This window comes from Nocardioides sp. QY071, assembly GCF_029961765.1.
Taxonomy (GTDB): Bacteria; Actinomycetota; Actinomycetes; order Propionibacteriales; family Nocardioidaceae; genus Nocardioides.
In genome coordinates, this window is the sequence record NZ_CP124681.1 from 3,271,594 (window position 1) to 3,290,233 (window position 18,640).

Sequence of the window (18,640 nt, forward strand, 5' to 3'; positions counted from 1 at the left end):
CTCTGGTGTCGTACGCCTACCGGGTGAGCTGACGGATTCGGGCACGACTCGCCCTACCCGCACTCCTCGCGCCGGCGGTGGTCCGGTCGAACCCTCGCCCTCGCGCCTCGTGCGGGATTCACCCCAGAGTGGTTGGTTCCCCGGCTCCGGATCCCCGAGTGGATCCGGACTCAGCGCGGCGTCCGCGCGGGTCGTCGACCCACTTCCTCGGACACCTGAGGGAGCAGCCTAGTCGTGGCTCCCGGCGGCACCAAACCGGTCGAGGGCGTGTTGTGGACGATTGCACGCAACAGCTGTCACGTGAGTCACACCAGCCCCTCCGGTCACGGCAGGTCCGCCTCGGTCGGCTCAGGTCGGCTCAGGCCGACTCGACCTGGGGACCGTCGACCGGCTGGACCAGCCGCAGGGGCGGCACCAGCCCTCCGTCGGCCAGCGCCTCGAGGGCGGCCATCTCGTCGTCGCCGATCACCAGCTCGGGCGGTGGCCCGAGCAGCACCGTCACCACGCAGTCGTGGCAGGCCAGGCCTCGCACCACACAGGTGTCGCAGTCGATCCTCGTCATGTCCGCGAGGGTGGCAGAGCGGTCCGACACAAAGCCCGCGCCGGGTCCCCGGACCGCGCGGCTCCCGGGATGCGTCGGAGGTGGCGCCTACCGTCGCTCCCATGACCGCAGCACCGCTCGCCCCCCGGTGGGATGCGCAGCGCGGCTTCGACGAGCTCGGCCGCCCCCTCCACGACGTGACCTTCTGCGTCGTCGACCTCGAGACTACCGGCGGCTCGGTGGCCGACGGCGACATGATCACCGAGATCGGCGCGGTCAAGGTCCGCGGTGGCGAGGTGCTGGGCGAGTTCCAGACCCTGGTCAACCCGCACGCCGCGATCCCGGCCTTCATCGCGGTCCTGACCGGGATCACCAACGGCATGGTCGCCGACGCCCCGCCGATCGAGTCCGCCCTGCCGGCCTTCCTCGAGTTCGCCGCCGGGTCCGTCCTGGTCGCCCACAACGCCCGCTTCGACGTGGGCTTCCTGCGCCACTTCGCGCGCGAGCAGGACATCGCCTGGCCCGACTTCGAGGTGCTCGACACGGTCAAGCTGGCCCGCCACGTGGTGACCCGCGACGAGGCGCCCAACCACAAGCTGTCCTCGCTGGCCCGGGTCTTCCGCGCCGGCACCACCCCCAACCACCGGGCGCTCGCTGACGCCCGGGCCACCGTCGACGTGCTGCACGGCCTGATGGAGCGCCTCGGCGGGCTCGGCGTGCAGACCCTCGAGGAGCTGCAGGGCTACTCCAGCAAGGTCGCGAGCGCCGCCCGCCGCAAGCGCCACCTCGCCGAGCACCTCCCCCACGCCCCCGGCGTCTACCTGTTCCGCGACGACAGCGCCCGGGTCCTCTACATCGGTACGTCGCGCGACCTGCGCCGTCGGGTCCGCAGCTACTTCACCGCCTCGGAGAAGCGCACCCGGATCGGCGAGATGGTCCAGATCGCCTCGTCGGTCAGCGGCGTCGAGTGCGCGACGCCGCTGGAGGCCTCGGTGCGCGAGCTGCGCCTGATCGCCGAGCACAAGCCGCCCTACAACCGGCGCTCCCGCCATCCCGAGAAGGTCACCTGGCTCAAGCTGACCCGCGAGCCGTGGCCGCGGCTCTCCCTGGTCAAGCGGGTCCTCGACGACGACGCCGACTACCTCGGACCGTTCTCCTCGCGGGCGGCGGCGGAGAGCTCGCTGGCCGCACTGCACGAGGTGTTCCCGATCCGCCAGTGCAACGACCGCTTCGGCCGGCAGCCGCAGCGCAGTGCCTGCGTGCTGGCCGAGATGGAGCGCTGCCTGTCCCCCTGCGACGGCAGTGTCGACCCGCAGACCTACGCGGCCGTCGTACGCCAGCTCAGGGACACGCTGCTCACCCGGCCCGACGACGTCGTCGACCTGGTCCACGCCCGGATGTCGGCCCTGGCCGACCAGGAGCGCTTCGAGGAGGCGGCCCACCATCGCGACCGGCTCGCCGACTTCGTCCGCGCGGCCGCCCGCACCCAGCGCCTCACCGCGCTGACCGGCTGCCCCGAGGTGGTCGCCGCCCGCCGCGAGGACGACGGCCGCTGGGCCGTCCACGTGGTGCGCCACGGCCGGCTCGCCGCCGCCGGCGTGATCCCGTCCGGCGCCGACGCGGTCGCGTACGTCGACGGCCTGCGCGCATCGGCCGAGACCGTGCTGCCCACGATCGGTCCGACCCCCGCGGCGACCGCGGAGGAGTCCGAGCGCATCCTGCGCTGGCTGGAGTCGCCCGGCGTCCGGCTGGTCGAGGTGGTCGGCGAATGGGCTTGTCCGGTGCAGGGCGCGGGGCGCCACGCCACGACTCTGCTGACCACTACTGTGACCCCATGATCACCGCCATCGTCTTCGTCCAGGCCGAGACCGCCCGGATCCCGGAGGTCGCCGAGGCGATCGCGGCGCTCGAGGGCGTCAGCGAGGTCTACTCCGTCACCGGCCAGATCGACCTGATCGCGCTGGTCCGGGTCAGCTCCCACGACGACATCGCCGCGGTGGTCGCCGACCGGCTCAACAAGGTCGACGGCGTCGTCGACACCGAGACCCACATCGCCTACCGGGCCTACTCCCGCCACGACCTCGAGGCGGCGTTCTCGCTCGGCCTCGACTGAGGATGACCGACCGAGCCCGGAGCGAGCCGCGGTTCCCCCTGCTCGCCCGGGCCTACCCACCCGCCGTCGCGGTGCTCCTGGCGGTGCTGGTGATCGCGCTGGTGCGTCGTCCGCTGCGCGCCTTCGACACCTACTTCCACCTGCGCTTCGGCGAGGAGTTCCGGCACGACTGGTCGATCGCCCACCCGGGCCAGCTCAGCTCGGCATCCACCAACGACTGGGTCCCCACCCAGTGGCTGCCCCAGGTCGTGCTGTCCCAGCTCGACGACAGCTTCGGTACGACGGGCCTGGTGCTGGCGTTCGCCGTGCTGGTCGTCGCCTTCGCCACCGCGACCTACCTGCTGCTGCGCCGCCATGCCGGACCGTCGGTCGCGATCACCCTCACGGTGGTGGTCGTCCTTGGCTGCCTGCCCAGCCTGTCCCTGCGCCCGCAGCTGCTCAGCTACCTCTTCCTGGTGGCCGTGCTCGCCGCCTGGGACCGAGCGCGCGCCACCGGCCGGCCCCCGTGGGCGCTCGTCCCGCTCGGCTGGCTGTGGGCGACCTGCCACGGGATGTGGATCATCGGCGTCGCGGCCAGCGCCCTGCTGGCGGTCCTGGTACTCGTCGAGCGGCGCCCGCGCCGGGCCCAGGCCCTCGCCCTGCTGGCCGTCCCGGCCGGCATGCTCCTCGCCGCGCTGGTGACACCGGTCGGCCCGCGGCTGCTGACGGCGGTGCTGCTCGTCAACTCGCGTGCCGACTACTTCGCCGAGTGGGCCGCCCCCGAGCTGCTCACGGTCCGTGCCGCTCCGGTGACCGTCCTCGCCGCGGCGGCAGTGCTCCTGCTCGTCAGGCGCCACGACGTGCGCCCCTACGACCTCGGCCTGCTCGCGATGGGTGGGGCGTTCGCGCTCTACTCGGGCCGCACGCTGCCCCTCGCGCTGGTGACCCTGGCCGCACTCGTCGCCCCCGAGCTGGCCCGCCGGGGCGGGCACCGCCCGGTCCGGCGGCCCGAGCTGCTGGTCGCCCTCGGCCTGGCGGTCGCGGTCCTGGCCGTCGCGCCGACCCAGGACCTCGTCGACGACCCGGCCGACCGGGTCCGCCCGTTCGCCGAGCGGCTCGACGCGCTGCCACCGGGCACGCGGGTGCTGACCGACTGGCCGGTCGGCGGGGTGCTGCTGTGGCTGGAGCCGCGGCTCGACGTACCGCTGCACGGCTACGGCGACGTCTACACCGACGCCGAGCTCGAGCGGTACGCCGACCTCGACCACCTCGAGCCCGGCTGGGACCGGACGCTGGCCGAGCTCGACCCCGGGGTCGCCCTGCTCCCCGACGACTCACCCCTCGCCTACGCGCTCGAACACGACGGCTGGACGGTCGCGCAGCACACGTTGGAGCTGGTGCTGCTCGCTCCCCCGGCACGCTGAGCGTCAGCGTCCGGCTGCGGCCACCCAGCGGTCCAGCGTCGCGCGCGCGGCCCCGGAGTCGATCGCCTCGCCGGCGCGGGCGATGCCGGCGAGGAGCGCCTCGTCGTACGGCGCCCCGGGGGCGTCGTAGACGGCGAGCGCGGCACCCGCGTTGAGCAGCACCGCGTCGCGCACCGGGCCGGTCTTGCCGTCGAGCAGGTCGCGGACCACGCCGGCGTTGTGCTGGGCGTCGCCGCCGCGCAGGTCCTCGGCGGTCGCCGGGGCGATGCCGAGGGCGGTCGGGTCGACGCTGACCTCGCTGACCTCGCCGCCGTGGACCTGCCACAGCCGCGAGGTGGTCGTCGTGGTGAGCTCGTCGAGCCCGTCGTCGCCGCGGAAAACCCAGGCGTCGACGCCGCGGCGCGCGAACACGCCGGCCATGACCGGGGCCAGCCTGGGGTCGGCGCAGCCGATCGCCTGGGCGGCCGGGCGGGTCGGGTTGGCGAGCGGGCCGAGCGCGTTGAACGCCGTACCGATGCCGAGCTCCTTGCGCGGGACCGCGGCGTGCCGCATGGCCGGGTGGAAGGCGGCGGCGAAGCAGAAGGTGATCCCGGCCTCGTCGACGACCTCGGCGACCCGGGCCACCGGCAGGTCGAGCCGAACGCCGAGCGCCTCGAGGACGTCGGCGGTGCCGGCCTGCGAGGAGGCCGAGCGGTTGCCGTGCTTGACCACGCGCGCGCCGGCCCCGGCCGCGACGATCGCGGACATGGTCGAGATGTTGACCGAGAAGGAGCGGTCGCCGCCGGTACCGACCACGTCGAGCAGCCGCCCGCGGACGGAGATCGGGGTCATCACGGCGTACATCGCGTCGACGAGGCCGGTGAGCTCGTCGATGGACTCCCCCTTCGCCCGAAGTGCGACCACGAAGCCCGCGATCTGGGCGGGGGTCGCCTCGCCGGCGAGGATCTGCCCCATAGCCCACGAGGACTGGGCGGGCGTCAGGTCCTCCCCGGCGACGAGGGCACCGAGGACGTCGGGCCAGGTCGCCACGTCAGGCCGGGACGCGGGCGCGGAGCAGCGAGACCACGGCCTCCGCGAGCTGGATCGGGTCGAGCGGGTGCGGTACGGCGGCGTCCGCACGCGACCAGGTCGCCAGCCAGGCGTCCTGGGGCCGACCGGTGAGCACCACGAGCGGCGGGCAGTCGAGGATCTCGTCCTTGAGCTGCTTGGCGATGCCCATCCCCCCGGCCGGGACCGCCTCGCCGTCGAGGATCGCGAGGGCCAGGCCGCCGGCGTCCATGTTCTGGATCACCACGGGCTCGGTGGCGACCTCGACGTACTCCAGCTCGGGCAGGTCCGGGTGGGGACGGCGTCCCAGCGCCAGGATGACCTGCTCGCGGGTGTGCACGTCGTCGCTGTAGACGAGGACCTTCAGGGTCTTGGGGGACGTCACCCGCGCGATGCTACTCGGACGCCTCGCGGTCCGCGGCCGCGGCTTGCCGTTCCAGCCGGTCGAGCCGCCGGTCCTCCCGCGCGGCCTCCTTCATCGACGAGCGCACCCACTGCGCGAAGAGCACGACGAAGAACACCAGGCCGACGAGGTCGCCGGCGCCCCACAGGATCCCGCCGGCGAGCTTCTGGTCCTCGTAGGGGTCCGGGAGCCAGGCGCCGAGCGGGCCGTCGTGCAGGGAGGGGTACCAGTCTCCTCCGAGCAGGGTCTTCTGCCCCATGATCGTGACGCCGAGGAAGGCGTGGAACGGCAGCGTCATCACGGTCAGCAGCACCCGGAACGGGTGCGCGACGCGCCCGGGCAGCGGGTCGACCCCGACGATCGGCCAGAAGAAGAGCGCGCCGACGACGACCAGGTGCACGTGCATCATCTCGTGGACGTAGGTCGAGCGCAGCGACGCGTCGTACCAGCCGGAGAAGTAGAGCGCCCACGGCGAGATGACGTAGAGGCCGAAGGTCAGCGGCGGGAAGCCCAGCACCTTCGCCAGCCGGGAGTGCAGCAGCGCGAGCAGCCAGCCGCGCGGCCGCCGCGGGAGGGTCCGCAGCGCCAGGGTCACCGGGGCGCCCAGGGCCAGTGAGAGCGGCACGACCATCGACAGGATCATGTGCTGGACCATGTGGACGCTGACCAGGACGGTGTCGTACGCCGCGAGCCCCGACGAGGTGGCCAGGTAGAACGCCAGCATGCCGACGCCCCAGGCGATGGAGCGGCCGACCGGCCAGCCGTCGCCGCGGCGGCGCAGCGTGAGCACGCCGACGGCGTACAGGCCGGTGGCCCAGACGGTGATGATCAGCGGCAGCGGCGCGATGCCCCACTGGGAGAGCAGTGCTCCGGCGTCGAACGGGGGAAGGTTCTCGACTCCCGCACCGCCCGCAACGACCACCGTCCGAGCGTAGGTGGCAGGTGGTGAGGGCCCAGAACGGGGGGTCGGGATGCCGATGCGATCCGATACCGCCATAATGGCGCCCGTGGCGATCTCAGCTTCGGCAACTCTCCCGGCCTCGCGCCTGCACGGCCAGCACGACCGACCCAGCATGGTCGCGGTCGGCACGATCATCTGGCTGTCCAGCGAGCTCATGTTCTTCGCGGCGCTCTTCGCGTCGTACTTCACGATCCGCTCGGTCTCGCCCGAGATGTGGTCGGAGAACACCCAGCTGCTGAACGTCCCGTTCGCGTCGATCAACACCACGATCCTCGTGCTGTCGTCGTTCACCTGCCAGCTGGGTGTGTTCGCGGCCGAGCGCGGCCAGGTCTCGCGCGCTGGCTCGCTGCTCCAGGTCGGCAAGTGGGGCCTGCGCGAGTGGTTCATCCTGACCTACGTCATGGGTGCCATCTTCGTCGGCGGCCAGGCGCTCGAGTACGCCGAGCTCATCCACGAGGGCGTCACGATCCCCCACGACGCCTACGGCACGATGTTCTACCTGACCACCGGCTTCCACGGCATCCACGTGACCGGCGGTCTCATCGCCTTCCTCTTCGTCCTCGGCCGCACGTACGTCGCCAGGCGCTTCACGCACGAGCAGGCGGTCAGCGCGATCGTCGTCTCGTACTACTGGCACTTCGTCGACGTCGTGTGGATCGGCCTGTTCGCGACGATCTACCTGATCAAGTGACACGGGCCACCCCGATGACGAAGAGCTGTTGGATCCTCCGGACTGACAAGGACTGAATGTGCGCCTCCTGAACCGAACCGCTGGTCGCCTCTCGCGGCATCGCCGCGGTCCGATCGCCGGACTCCTGGTGCTCGTCTGCGGCCTCCTGCTGACAGGTGGCCTCTACGCAGCGCTCGCGCCGGCCCAGGCCGACACCAGCCAGGACGAGGCGGCACTGGTCAAGGAGGGGCGTGAGCTCTTCCTGGTCGGCTGCGCCTTCTGCCACGGCCAGAACGGCGAGGGCGTCCTCACCCAGGGCGGCTCGCAGTACGGGCCCGCCCTGACCGACGTGGGCGCCGCGGCCGTCGACTTCCAGGTCGGCACCGGCCGCATGCCGATGGCCCAGCCCGGCGCCCAGGCGCCGCGCAAGGAGGTCGTCTACACCAAGGAGGAGACCGCTGCGCTCGCGGCGTACGTCGCCTCGCTCGGCACCGGCCCGGCCGTCCCCGACAAGGAGCTCTACTCCACCGAGGGGATGAGCGAGAAGGAGATCGAGGAGCTCGTCGTGCGCGGCGGCCAGATCTTCCTCGCCAACTGCACGGCGTGCCACAACTTCGAGGGCTCCGGCGGCGCCATGCCGCGCGGCGGCTTCGCGCCCAAGATCCGCGGCGTCGACTCCAAGCACATCTACGAGGCGATGCTGACCGGTCCCCAGTCGATGGACACCTTCTCCGACGGCAACATCCCGCCCGAGGACAAGAAGGCCGTCATCGCCTACCTCAACGAGCTGGACCAGGCCCCGAGCTACAGCGGCTTCACGCTGGGCGGCCTCGGACCGGTGAGTGAGGGCATCATCGCCTGGGTCGGCGGCATCGGCCTCCTGGTCGGCTTCGCCGTCTGGATCGCGGCCCACACCACCCGCTCGAGCAAGAAGAAGGACGAGGCGGCAGCGTGACCGACGCACACGACAACCACTCCGACGCGAGCGGGGGCGAGCTCGCGATCCCGATCGCGGACCCGGGCCTGCCCGAGCACCAGTGGCGGCCGACGGACGTCGACCCCGCCAAGGAGAAGCGCGCCGAGCGCCAGGTGGCCACGCTGTTCGGCCTCTCCGCGCTGGCGACCCTCGCCTTCCTGGTCTCCTACTTCACCCTCGACATCGGTGACGACTGGACCCTGATCGGCAACCACGGCGCCTCGACCATGGCGCTGGGCTTCTTCCTCGGTCTCGCACTGCTGTTCATCGGCGTCGGCATCATCCACTGGGCTCGCAAGCTCATGGCCGACCACGAGATGGTCGAGCTGCGCCACCCGGCGAAGTCCTCCGAGGAGGACCGTGAGGTCGCCGTCCAGGCGCTCAACGACGGCATCGCCGAGTCGGGCATCGGGCGCCGTCCGCTGATCCGCAACTCACTGCTCGGTGCGGTCGGCCTGCTGGGCCTGCCGGCCGTGGTCCTGCTGCGCGACCTCGGTCCGCTGCCGGGCGACAAGCTCTACCACACCATCTGGGGCAAGGGGACCAAGGACAAGCCGATGCGCATCGTGCGCGACGGCATCTGGACCCCGATCCTCGCCTCGGACCTCGAGATCGGCGACCTGGTCAACTGCCAGCCCGACGCCTACCACAACCCGGAGCGCTACGACATCGACCCGACCGAGGTCGAGGGCGTGAACCTCCAGGTCCACAAGTCCAAGGCGTCACTGGTCCTGCTCCGGATGAACCCCGGCGACATCAAGCCGGGCAAGGACGCCGAGGGCAAGAGCCGGAAGAACTGGACGGTCAACGGCATCGTGGCCTACTCCAAGATCTGCACCCACGTCGGCTGCCCGATCTCGCTGAACGAGCGGACGACCCACCACCTGCTGTGCCCCTGTCACCAGTCCACCTTCGACCTCGCCGACTCCGGCAAGGTGGTGTTCGGCCCCGCCGGCCGTCCGCTGCCCCAGCTGCCGATCACCGTCGACGACGAGGGCTACCTGGTCGCACAGCGTGACTTCGACGAGCCCGTCGGCCCGAGCTTCTGGGAGCGTGACTACTATGACCGTTGGTGACATGAGCAAGGTCGCCACGACCAACGGCACGACGCCCGCCACCGCCAAGGGTGGCAAGGCCGCCGGCGCCATCGCCAACTGGGCCGACGAGCGCCTGGGCCTCGGCACGGCGATGAAGAAGAACATCCGCAAGGTGTTCCCGGACCACTGGTCGTTCATGCTGGGCGAGATCGCCCTGTGGAGCTTCGTGGTCGTCCTGCTGACCGGTGTCTTCCTGACGCTGTGGTTCGACCCGAGCATGACCGAGGTCCAGTACGACGGCGCCTACGACCCGCTGCGCGGCGTCCACATGTCCTCGGCGTACGCCTCCTCGCTCGACATCTCGTTCGACGTGCGCGGCGGCCTGCTCATGCGGCAGATGCACCACTGGGGCGCGATGATCTTCATCGCCTCGATGATGATCCACATGATGCGCGTCTACTTCACCGGCGCCTTCCGCAAGCCGCGCGAGCTCAACTGGGTGATCGGCTGCCTGCTGCTGCTGCTCGGCACGATCGAGGGCTTCACCGGTTACTCGCTTCCCGACGACCTGCTCTCCGGCACCGGCGTGCGCGCCGCGGACGGCTTCATGAAGGCCTCGCCGGTCATCGGCTCCTACATGTCGTTCTTCCTGTTCGGCGGCGAGTTCCCGGGTGACGCGATCATCCCCCGCTTCTACGCGATGCACATCCTGCTCATCCCCGGCCTGCTGCTCGCGCTGGTGGCCGCGCACATGCTGCTGCTCGTCTACCACAAGCACACCCAGTGGCCTGGTCCCGGCCGGACCGAGCAGAACGTCGTCGGCTACCCGATGCTCCCGGTCTACGCGGCCAAGGCGGGCGGCTTCTTCTTCATCGTGTTCGGCACCATCGCCACGATGGGCGGCCTGTTCTCGATCAACGCGGTCTGGAAGTACGGCCCCTACGACCCGTCCAAGGTGACCGCGGGCTCGCAGCCTGACTGGTACATGGGCTGGCCCGACGGCCTGCTGCGCATCATCCCGGCCTGGGAGACCCACATCTGGGGCATCACGCTGTCCTGGAATGTGATGATCCCGATCCTGGTGATGCCGCCGCTGATGCTGATGATCCTGATGGCGCTGCCGTTCCTGGAGGCCTGGATCACCGGCGACAAGCGGGAGCACCACCTGCTCCAGCGTCCGCGCAACGCACCGACCCGCACCGCGATCATGGTGGCGCTGATGACCTTCTACGGCCTCTCCTGGGCCGCGGGCGGCAACGACATCATCGCGATCAAGATGCACCTGAGCATCAACGAGATCACGTACTTCATGCGGGCCGCGGTGTTCCTCGGACCGGTCATCGCCTTCATCATCACGCGTCGCTGGTGCATCTCGCTCCAGCGTCACGACGAGGGCAAGCTGCTCCACGGCTACGAGACCGGCGTTCTGGTCCGCTCCCCCGAGGGCGGGTACGCCGAGAAGCACCTCCCGCTCCCCGAGGGCAAGGCCTACACGCTCACCGCCCGCGACGACGACCCGACGCCGGAGACGGTCGAGGAGATCGACGCCTCGGGTGCCACGGGCCGCAGCGCGCGCCTGCGCAAGCTGCGGGCCAAGCTGGCGACCGTGTTCTTCGCGGACAACGTCCAGAAGCCCACGGCCGAGGAGCTGCACGAGGCCCAGCACCACGCGGAGCACGAGCTCCACGAGCTCGAGTCGCAGATCGCCGCCGGCCCCAACCGGCACGGTCCGGCAGAGCACTGATCAACCAGCACGACCGCAGCCGACCCCGGCGCCGCGTCATCGCGGCGTTCGGGGTCGCTGTGTTCCTGCTCTGCAGCCTGGGCGCACTGCACCCGCCCATCACCGGCGACGTGTGGTCGGCCGACCTCGGAGCGTGGCGTCTCGCGACCAGCGGGACACCGTGGGTCGACGGGGTCTCCCCCGACCAGCTGCCAGCGTGGCCCGGCGTCGACGACGTCGACAGCGACGCCCTGTGGACGGTGATCAACCCCGACAACGGGCACCGGGTCGTTGCTCGCAGCCCGGGAGCGATCCTCGCCGGCGTGCCCGCGTATGCGATCGCCGGCTGGTTCGACACCGACCGATCGGGCCGCTTCAGCGACGTTCCGGGATCTCTGTCCGCCTCCGCGCTGGTCGCTCTGACCGCCGCCCTGCTGCTCCTGGCCGCGTCCCGCCTGGTCCCGGGCCCGGTCGCCCTTGCCTGCACCGCGGCCCTCGCCGCCGGTACGCCGCTGTGGAGCATCGCCGGCAACGACCTCTGGCCGCACACGGTCGGAGTGCTCGGAATCGCCGGCATGGCCGCCGCGGCCGCGCGCGAGCGCTGGTGGCTCGCGGGGATCCTCGGGGGTGTCGCGCTCGTCGGCCGCCTCCACCTCGCCGTCGTCGTCGCCGTGCTCGGCGTCGGCGTAGCGCTCGCCCGCCGGCAGCCGGGTATCGCCGTCCGCATCGCCGTCGGCAGTCTCCCCTTCGTCCTGCTGAGCTCCGTCTGGGGGCACTGGCTGTACGGATCCTGGAGCCCCACCGCGGGCTACGCCGCGAGCAGCCTCAGCGCGTGGCCGGCCTCGCGCAGCTGGCCGGAGCGCGCCGCTGACGTCGCCGGCATCCTCATCTCCCCCGGCGTCGGCGTCCTGGTCTGGACGCCGTGCCTGCTCGTGCTCCTGCCGTTCCTCCGCGGCGCCTGGCGAGAAGCACCCGACTGGGTCCGGGCGCTCGCCGTCGGCGGTGCGGTGTATCTCCTGATCCAGGTGTATCTGAACCCGTTCCAGGGTGGCACGGGGTTCTGGGGCTACCGGCTCCCGCTGGAGACGCTGTGCGCGTGCTTCCCGCTCCTCGCGCTCGCCGCGGCGCGGCTCGGGCGGCGCGGCCGGACCGCGGCGGCCGTCCTGGTCGGGCTGCAGGTGGGCCTACTGGCCATCGGGGTCCTGTTCGGCGCCGCCTCGACCGACGGCGACGGCGACGGCTCCGCGTGGCGCTACAACCTCGCCCTGGACGCCCTGCGGGAGAACCCGCCCGCCTTCCTTGTCATCCTCGGCATCGGCGCCGGCGTGGCGTACCTCGCCGACCGGTGGACCGGGTCCGGACCGGCCGGGAGCGGTCGGCACCCGGCCTAGTCCCAACGGGCTAGGGCACCGCGGACTGTCGGCCACACTTGGGCGGGACGCATGTCGCGGAGCCGTCCTCATCACTAACCTCGTCGACGTGAGCACGTCCCCCGCCTTCGATCGCACCGTCGTCGTGGTGCCGATGTACGACGAGGCCGCCATGGTCGGGTCCGTGGTCACCGCTCTGCGCGAGGTCTTCCCGCACGTCGTGTGCGTGGACGACGGCTCCCGTGACGCGTCGGCGCAGGTCGCCCGGGAGGCGGGTGCGACGGTCCTGCGCCACCCGGTCAACCTCGGCCAGGGTGCGGCGCTGCAGACGGGCTTCGACTACGTGCTGCGCCACACCGACGCGACCCACGTCGTCACCTTCGACGCCGACGGCCAGTACCTCGTCGCCGACGCGGTCACGATGGTCGGCCTCGCCACGGACACCGGGACCGACATCGTCCTCGGCTCCCGCAACCTCGGTCGCACCGAGGGCCAGCCCCACGCCCGCCGCGTTCTCATGGCCGCGGCCCTGCGGTTCTCGCGCACCCTGACGGGCATCCGCCTGACCGACACCCACAACGGCCTGCGGGTGCTCAACCGCCGTGCCCTGGCCGCGATGAACCTGCGCCAGCGCGGCATGGCGCATGCTTCCGAGATCGAGTCCCGGATCGTCAGCGCCTCGCTCTCGTGGCGCGAGCACCCGGTCACCATGTGCTACTCGGACTACTCGCGCAGCAAGGGGCAGTCGAACCTCAACGCCCTGAACATCCTCTACGACCTCGCCAGCGACCGATTGCGATCACCGGCATGATCATCCGGATCTTCCTCATCGCGAGCATCGCCGTCGCGTCGTGGTGGCTGCTGCGCCACCCGACTGGCAACCGGCTCGCGCTCACCCGCCTTGCCGGGATGCTGGTCGCGGCCGCCGCGATCGTGAGCGTCCTGGCCCCCAGCCTGGTGTCCGACGTCGCTCACCGCGCAGGTGTCGAGGAGGGCCCGCACCTGCTGCTGTACCTCCTGATCGTCGTCTTCACGTTCACCTCGATCGCCCAGGCGATGCGGAACCGCGCGATCGAGCACCGCGTTGCCGAGCTGGCCCGCGCGCACGCCCTCCTGCAGGCGGCGTACGCCGAACGCTGTGACTCCGACGCCTAGCAACCTCCCGTCGGTCGAGTTCGTCCTGCCGTTCTACGGAGACCCGGACTACCTGGTCGAGGCGGTCGGCAGCATCCGCGCCCAGAGCGATCCCGAGTGGCGGTTGACCGTCCTCGACGACTGCTACCCCGATCCTGCGGCGAGCGCTGCCGTCGGCGACGGTGACCCACGGATCACCGTCGTCCGGCACCCCGCGAACATCGGCCTGAACCGCAACTTCCAGGCATCCCTCGACGTCGCCACGGCCGACTACGTGGTGTTCATGGGCGGCGACGACCGGCTGCTCCCCGGGTACGTCGCGAGGATGCGTGAGACGGCGCGACGCACCGGTGCGGACATGATCCAACCCGGCGTCGAGGTGATCGACGAGCACGGCGCCCCTCATCTCCCGTTGGTCGATCGCGTCAAGCGCCTCCTGCGCCCCTCCCACCGCGACGTACGTGTCCACTCCGGCCAGCGGGCCTCCGTCCGTCTCCTCACCGGCAACTGGACGACCTTCCCGGCCATCGCGTGGCGCAGGGAGGTAGCACAGGCGATCGGCTTCCGCCCCGGCTACGACATCGTCGTCGACCTGGCCCTGCTCCTCGACGTGCTCGCCGACCGCGGCACCCTCGCTGTCGATCCTGCTGTCACCTTCGAGTACCGCCGGCACTCCGCCTCCGTGTCGTCGGTGCAGGCGGAGTCCGGCACCCGCTTCGACGAGGAGGCGGCGTTCCTCGACCTGATGGCGCGCGACTACCGGCGCCGTGGCTGGCACGTCGCGGCCGCCGCAGCCAAGCTCCGCGTGACCCCGAGGTTGCACGCGCTCCTGGCCCGCCACCGTCGACGGCCGCTGGCCCGGCCCGACGCTCTCAGCTGAGGGCGGAACCCGCCACGTAGTCGTTCCAGGAGACGTTCCAGTCGCCCCAGCCGTTGCCGGGCTCCATCTGGCGGTCGGTGCCGACGTACTCGACGACGTCGCCGCGACGGGTCATCGAGTAGAGCCAAGCTGCGTTGTCGGTGCTCATGCCGGTGCAGCCGTGGGACACGTTGGCGTGGCCCTGGGAGCCGACCGACCACGGCGCGGCGTGGATGAACTCACCGGAGCTGGTCAGGCGCATGGCCCACTTGACGTCGTCGATGTCGTAGGCCTCGGCGGAGCCGCGGGCGATGCCGACGGTCTCGGAGTTCATCCGCTTCTGGGCGTACTTCTCCATGATGACCTTGACGCCGGAGCGGGTCGTGAAGCCGGCCTTGCCGGTCGTGATCGGCAGCGTGCGCAGCAGCTTGCCGTTCTCGAAGACCTTCATCTGGTGGGTGCGCGCGTTGACCTTGTAGACGTGGGCGGCGCCGATCTCGAAGTCGACCCTGCGGTCCTCCTGGCCGTAGATGCCTGCGCCGGCGCTGACGCCGTTGACGCCGACGTCGACACTGACCTTGGTGCCGGCCTGCCAGTAGGACTCGGGGCGCCAGTGCGCCTCCTTGCTGCTGACCCAGTACCAGGAGCCCGGCTGTGCGGGAGTGGAGGTGACGGTCATGTGCTTCTCGAAGCTCGCCTGGTCGGTGACCGGGAGGTCGAAGGTCACGATGACCGGCATGCCGACGCCGACCGTCTCGCCCTGCAGGGGCGCGATCGAGGCGTAGGTCTGCTGGTCCAGGCTCAGCGACTGGGTGGTGAAGGTGGAGATGCTCTCGACCTCCTTGCCGTCGCTGTTGCGGGCGACGGCGCGCACGCGGTAGCGGGTGTCGGGCTCGAGGCCGCCCGAGGACACCCAGCGGGCACCGTCGCCGCGGATCTGTCCCTCGACCCGGCCGGACTTCGACTTGAGCACCACCGAGCTCAGCGTGCCCTTGTCCGCCTTGACCCGGACCACCTTGTCGACAGGGACGCCGGACGCGTCGTCCTTGACATTGGTCGTCACGATCGCCTCGGAGGCAGCGGCCGCCGTGGTCTCGTCGCCTGCCGGGTCGTCTCCGCCGGGGACGAATCCCGAGCCGTCGCAGGCGGTCGCGACGAGCGCGACGGCAGCCAGCAGGGCGGCGGCGCGCAGGGCGCGCGAGCGGGAGCGTGTCAGCGGGGAAGGCACGGAACGAGGGTACCTGCCCCGTCCGGAGATTCCGGGCTGGCAAGCACGTCGGCGGTGTCACACCGTGAGGTGGGACACCGCCGACGAGGGTGCTGAGCGGGGCTCAGCGGGTGGATCAGGGTCGATCAGTGGGCGTAGACGCCGCGGTAGTACTCGAAGATCCAGCCGCTCAGCGCGATCGCGCCGAGGACGAACCCGATGATCACGAGCCACCACGCCAGCATGGCCAGCGCGAGGACGATCACGCCGAGGCATGCGGCGCACCACAGCGGCCACCAGGAGTACGGCGGGAAGAAGCCCAGCTCACCGGCGCCGTCGGCGATCTCGCCGTCCTTGAGGTCCTCCGGACGGGCGTCCATCCGGTTGGCGTGGAACCCGATGTAGAGCGTGACCATGGCGCACAGCAGCGTGGTCATCACCAGCGCGGAGGTGCCGGTCCAGTCGGCGCCGTGGTCACTGCCGTCGGTGATGAACCAGTAGGCAGGGCTGACCAGGACCAGGAAGATCGTGGTCACGCCGAAGATCCATGCTTCGACCTTCATCAGGCGTCGACCTCCTTGGCACCGGCGCCCGCGGCGACCGGCTCGTCGTACATCTCGATGGCGGCGATCTCCGGGTGGTGGAGGTCGAACGCCGGCGACTCCGAGCGGATCCGCGGGATCGAGTGGAAGTTGTGGCGCGGCGGCGGGCAGCTCGTGGCCCACTCCAGCGACCGGCCCCAGCCCCACGGGTCGTCGGTGTTGACCAGCGGACCCTTGCGCGAGACGTAGACGTTGTAGAAGAACGGCAGCATCGAGGAGGCGAGGATGAACGCGCCGATCGTCGAAACCTGGTTCAGCGTGGTGAAGCCGTCACGCGGCAGGTAGTCGGCGTAGCGCCGCGACATGCCCTCGATGCCCAGCCAGTGCTGGACCAGGAAGGTCGTGTGGAAGCCGATGAACAGCAGCCAGAAGTGGATCTTGCCGAGGCGCTCGTCGAGCATCCGACCGGTGAGCTTGGGCCACCAGAAGTAGAAGCCGGCGAACATCGCGAACACGACCGTGCCGAACACCGTGTAGTGGAAGTGCGCCACCACGAAGTAGGAGTCGGAGACGTGGAAGTCCAGCGGCGGGCTGGCCAGGATGATGCCCGTCAGGCCACCGAAGAGGAAGGTCGTGAGGAAGCCGATCGACCAGAGCATGGGTGTGTCCATGCGCACTGAGCCGCCCCACATCGTGCCGATCCAGTTGAAGAACTTCACGCCTGTCGGTACGGCGATCAGGAACGTCATGCCGGAGAAGAACGGCAGGTTGACGGCCCCGGTGACGAACATGTGGTGCGCCCACACGGCCACCGAGAGGATCGCGATGCCGAGCGTCGCGCCGACCAGGCCGACGTAGCCGAAGATCGGCTTGCGGCTGAAGACCGGGAGGATCTCGGAGATGATGCCGAAGAACGGCAGGGCGATGATGTAGACCTCGGGATGCCCGAAGAACCAGAACAGGTGCTGCCACAGGATCGCCCCGCCGTGCGAGGCGTCGAACACGTGGGCGCCGATCTGGCGGTCGGCCTCGAGGGAGAGCAGCGCGCCGGCGAGGATCGGGAACGCGATCAGCACCAGGATCGCCGTGATCAGCACGGTCCAGACGAAGATCGGCATCCGGAACATGGTCATGCCGGGGGCACGCATGCAGATGATCGTGGTGATGAAGTTGACCGCACCGAGGATGGTGCCGAGACCCGCCATCCACAGACCCATGATCCACAGGTCACCACCGACGCCGGGGCTGTTGACCGAGTCGGACAGCGGCGTGTAGGCGAACCAGCCGAAGGACGCGGCGCCCTGCGGGGTGAGGAAGCCGGCGCCGGCGATCAGGCCGCCGAACAGGTACAGCCAGTAGCTGAACATGTTGAGGCGCGGGAACGCGACGTCGGGCGCGCCGATCTGCAGCGGCATGATCGCGTTGCCGAAGCCGAAGAACAGCGGCGTCGCGAACAGCAGCAGCATGATCGTGCCGTGCATCGTGAAGAGCTGGTTGTAGAGCTCCTCGTTGACGATCTGGCTGCCCGGATAGGCGAGCTCGGACCGGATGAGGAGCGCCATGATGCCGCCGGCCATGAACCAGGCCAGTGCGGTGCCGAAGTACAGGTTGCCGATCAGCTTGTGATCGGTCGTGGTCATCGCGCGGACGATCTGCTGGCCGAGCGGCTTGCGCTGGCTGAGGTCCGCGGAACGCGCGAGAGTGGTCACTCGTGCTCTCCCTCGTCGTCGTTGATGGGCTGCTTGGCGTACTTGCCGCCTTCGACAGGCTCGTCCGACACGTGGTCGGGGTCCTTGGCCAGGTCGGCGAGATAGGCCTCGTAGTCAGCCTCGGAGACGACCTTCACGTTGAAGAGCATCCGCGAGTGGTAGACACCGCACAGCTCGTAGCACTTGCCGTCGTAGTCGCCGATCTCGGTCGGCGTCACCTGGTAGGAGTTCTTGTTGCCCGGGACGACGTCCATGCGCATCGCGAAGGCCGGGATGCCGAAGTTGTGGATGACGTCGGGGCTGCGCAGCTGGAACTCGATGGTCTTGTCGACCGGGATCACGAGGTCCGGGATGTCCTCACCGGTGCCGGAGACGAAGACGTTCTTGCCCTCGTAAGGCTGGTTGAACGTCCACTGCCACTTCTGGCCCACGACCGTGACGACCACGTCGGGGTTGGGGTCGTGCTCGAGTGCGATGTTCTGCACCCGCACGGTCTGCGAGAAGAACGCGATGACCATGATGACCGGGAAGATCGTGTAGAAGATCTCGATCGGCAGGTTGTAGCGCGTCTGCACGGGGACCTCGTCGTCGCTGCGACGACGGAACCAGATCGGGACGCCGATGATGAGCGCCCACGTGATGACACCGGTCACCAGCGCGGCGATCCAGGCGCCCTGCCACAGGTGCAGGATGTGCTCACCCTGCGTGGTCGTGATCTCCGGCATGCCGAACCGTTCCCACTGGGTATCGGTCGAGCAGCCGGACAGCGCGAGCGCGAGTACGACGAATCCGGCGAGCGGGGTCGCGCGACGGAAACGTCGCTGCGCGCCACGCGTGCGCTCGGGGTGCCACCAGCCCACGAACGAGCCTTCCTCTCGAGGGTCAGAACCACTGCGAACACTAGCGGAGTGCGGCCCCGGTCGGGGCAAGGGGTCCTTCCGTTGG

The 18,640-nt window shown here is 70.4% G+C and carries 19 protein-coding genes and 1 riboswitch; of the genes, 11 read left to right on the forward strand and 8 right to left on the reverse strand.

The genetic code is table 11. The annotated features are described in order from the left end of the window. Positions 1 to 11: 11 nt before the first annotated feature. Positions 12 to 176, reverse strand: a riboswitch (cyclic di-AMP (ydaO/yuaA leader). A gap of 182 nt (positions 177 to 358) precedes the next feature. Continuing rightward, on the reverse strand, positions 359 to 562 hold the full coding sequence (locus tag QI633_RS15800; protein WP_141798321.1) for a hypothetical protein: 204 nt from the start codon (positions 560 to 562) through the stop codon (positions 359 to 361). 101 nt (positions 563 to 663) lie between these two features. On the opposite strand from QI633_RS15800, the gene QI633_RS15805 reads away from it, so the two are divergent. Genes QI633_RS15805 through QI633_RS15815 form a run of 3 tightly spaced genes read left to right on the forward strand, consistent with a single transcriptional unit; the run spans position 664 to position 4,057 of the window. Further along, positions 664 to 2,379, forward strand: a complete 1,716-nt coding sequence (locus QI633_RS15805) for a DEDD exonuclease domain-containing protein (RefSeq protein WP_282426315.1) — start codon at positions 664 to 666, stop codon at positions 2,377 to 2,379. Then, a complete protein-coding gene (locus QI633_RS15810) occupies positions 2,376 to 2,654 on the forward strand; it encodes an Lrp/AsnC ligand binding domain-containing protein (protein WP_141798319.1) in 279 nt (92 codons plus the stop codon). The genes QI633_RS15805 and QI633_RS15810 overlap by 4 nt, the downstream gene beginning before the upstream one ends. A 2-nt stretch (positions 2,655 to 2,656) precedes the next feature. After that, positions 2,657 to 4,057 (forward strand): hypothetical protein, encoded by a 1,401-nt coding sequence (locus QI633_RS15815; protein ID WP_282426316.1) that lies wholly within the window; start codon positions 2,657 to 2,659, stop codon positions 4,055 to 4,057. Between the two features lie 3 nt (positions 4,058 to 4,060). On the opposite strand, the gene trpD is transcribed toward QI633_RS15815, so the two are convergent. From trpD to QI633_RS15830, 3 genes are read right to left on the reverse strand one after another with little or no spacing between them, the layout of a single operon-like run. After that, complete coding sequence (gene trpD, locus QI633_RS15820; protein ID WP_282426317.1) at positions 4,061 to 5,086, reverse strand: anthranilate phosphoribosyltransferase; 1,026 nt, start codon at positions 5,084 to 5,086, stop codon at positions 4,061 to 4,063. 1 nt (position 5,087) lies between these two features. Beyond that, positions 5,088 to 5,489, reverse strand: a complete 402-nt coding sequence (locus tag QI633_RS15825; RefSeq protein ID WP_204835246.1) for a hypothetical protein — start codon at positions 5,487 to 5,489, stop codon at positions 5,088 to 5,090. A 10-nt stretch (positions 5,490 to 5,499) separates the two neighbouring features. After that, a complete protein-coding gene (locus QI633_RS15830; RefSeq protein ID WP_260805922.1) occupies positions 5,500 to 6,429 on the reverse strand; it encodes a cytochrome c oxidase assembly protein in 930 nt (309 codons plus the stop codon). 124 nt (positions 6,430 to 6,553) lie between these two features. On the opposite strand from QI633_RS15830, the gene QI633_RS15835 reads away from it, so the two are divergent. The 8 genes from QI633_RS15835 (at position 6,554) to QI633_RS15870 (ending at position 14,258) form a co-directional block, all read left to right on the forward strand. After that, positions 6,554 to 7,159, forward strand: a complete 606-nt coding sequence (locus tag QI633_RS15835) for a heme-copper oxidase subunit III (RefSeq protein WP_260806576.1) — start codon at positions 6,554 to 6,556, stop codon at positions 7,157 to 7,159. Between the two features lie 67 nt (positions 7,160 to 7,226). After that, a complete protein-coding gene (locus tag QI633_RS15840) occupies positions 7,227 to 8,093 on the forward strand; it encodes a c-type cytochrome (RefSeq protein ID WP_260806575.1) in 867 nt (288 codons plus the stop codon). Further along, positions 8,090 to 9,190 (forward strand): Rieske 2Fe-2S domain-containing protein, encoded by a 1,101-nt coding sequence (locus QI633_RS15845; RefSeq protein ID WP_174245203.1) that lies wholly within the window; start codon positions 8,090 to 8,092, stop codon positions 9,188 to 9,190. The genes QI633_RS15840 and QI633_RS15845 overlap by 4 nt, the downstream gene beginning before the upstream one ends. A gap of 1 nt (position 9,191) precedes the next feature. Further along, on the forward strand, positions 9,192 to 10,895 hold the full coding sequence (locus tag QI633_RS15850; protein ID WP_260805921.1) for a cytochrome bc complex cytochrome b subunit: 1,704 nt from the start codon (positions 9,192 to 9,194) through the stop codon (positions 10,893 to 10,895). 59 nt (positions 10,896 to 10,954) lie between these two features. Further along, complete coding sequence (locus tag QI633_RS15855) at positions 10,955 to 12,265, forward strand: hypothetical protein (RefSeq protein WP_282426318.1); 1,311 nt, start codon at positions 10,955 to 10,957, stop codon at positions 12,263 to 12,265. A gap of 88 nt (positions 12,266 to 12,353) precedes the next feature. Continuing rightward, positions 12,354 to 13,055 (forward strand): glycosyltransferase family 2 protein, encoded by a 702-nt coding sequence (locus QI633_RS15860; RefSeq protein WP_282426319.1) that lies wholly within the window; start codon positions 12,354 to 12,356, stop codon positions 13,053 to 13,055. Beyond that, a complete protein-coding gene (locus QI633_RS15865; protein WP_141798309.1) occupies positions 13,052 to 13,399 on the forward strand; it encodes a DUF2304 domain-containing protein in 348 nt (115 codons plus the stop codon). Before QI633_RS15860 ends, QI633_RS15865 begins: the two co-directional genes overlap by 4 nt. Beyond that, positions 13,383 to 14,258: a glycosyltransferase family 2 protein gene (locus QI633_RS15870; RefSeq protein ID WP_282426320.1), complete on the forward strand. Its 876-nt coding sequence runs from the start codon at positions 13,383 to 13,385 to the stop codon at positions 14,256 to 14,258. Before QI633_RS15865 ends, QI633_RS15870 begins: the two co-directional genes overlap by 17 nt. Here QI633_RS15870 and QI633_RS15875 read toward each other — a convergent pair. The 4 genes from QI633_RS15875 to coxB all read right to left on the reverse strand — a co-directional run bounded on the left by QI633_RS15875 (position 14,251) and on the right by coxB (position 18,555). Then, entirely contained in the window at positions 14,251 to 15,465 is a 1,215-nt protein-coding gene (locus QI633_RS15875; RefSeq protein ID WP_260805920.1) for an Ig-like domain-containing protein, read from the reverse strand. The two genes, QI633_RS15870 and QI633_RS15875, sit on opposite strands and share 8 nt — an antisense overlap. A gap of 125 nt (positions 15,466 to 15,590) precedes the next feature. Beyond that, the gene (locus QI633_RS15880) at positions 15,591 to 16,007 is read right to left on the reverse strand and encodes a cytochrome c oxidase subunit 4 (protein ID WP_141798307.1); all 417 of its coding nucleotides are present in this window, start codon (positions 16,005 to 16,007) and stop codon (positions 15,591 to 15,593) included. Then, positions 16,007 to 17,626 (reverse strand): cytochrome c oxidase subunit I, encoded by a 1,620-nt coding sequence (gene ctaD, locus QI633_RS15885; RefSeq protein WP_141801007.1) that lies wholly within the window; start codon positions 17,624 to 17,626, stop codon positions 16,007 to 16,009. Before ctaD ends, QI633_RS15880 begins: the two co-directional genes overlap by 1 nt. A 65-nt stretch (positions 17,627 to 17,691) precedes the next feature. Continuing rightward, positions 17,692 to 18,555 carry a cytochrome c oxidase subunit II gene (gene coxB, locus QI633_RS15890; RefSeq protein WP_260805919.1) on the reverse strand — a complete coding sequence of 288 codons (864 nt, stop codon included), beginning with the start codon at positions 18,553 to 18,555 and terminating at the stop codon, positions 17,692 to 17,694. Positions 18,556 to 18,640: the final 85 nt, after the last annotated feature.

Excerpts from the sequence above, each read along its gene's own strand:
- QI633_RS15800 (WP_141798321.1), bottom strand. The coding sequence starts at position 562 with ATGACGAGGATCGACTGCGACACCTGTGTGGTGCGAGGCCTGGCCTGC.
- QI633_RS15805 (WP_282426315.1), top strand. The coding sequence starts at position 664 with ATGACCGCAGCACCGCTCGCCCCCCGGTGGGATGCGCAGCGCGGCTTC.
- QI633_RS15810 (WP_141798319.1), top strand. The coding sequence starts at position 2,376 with ATGATCACCGCCATCGTCTTCGTCCAGGCCGAGACCGCCCGGATCCCG.
- QI633_RS15815 (WP_282426316.1), top strand. The coding sequence starts at position 2,657 with ATGACCGACCGAGCCCGGAGCGAGCCGCGGTTCCCCCTGCTCGCCCGG.
- QI633_RS15850 (WP_260805921.1), top strand. The coding sequence starts at position 9,192 with ATGAGCAAGGTCGCCACGACCAACGGCACGACGCCCGCCACCGCCAAG.
- QI633_RS15865 (WP_141798309.1), top strand. The coding sequence starts at position 13,052 with ATGATCATCCGGATCTTCCTCATCGCGAGCATCGCCGTCGCGTCGTGG.
- QI633_RS15880 (WP_141798307.1), bottom strand. The coding sequence starts at position 16,007 with ATGAAGGTCGAAGCATGGATCTTCGGCGTGACCACGATCTTCCTGGTC.
- ctaD (WP_141801007.1), bottom strand. The coding sequence starts at position 17,626 with ATGACCACGACCGATCACAAGCTGATCGGCAACCTGTACTTCGGCACC.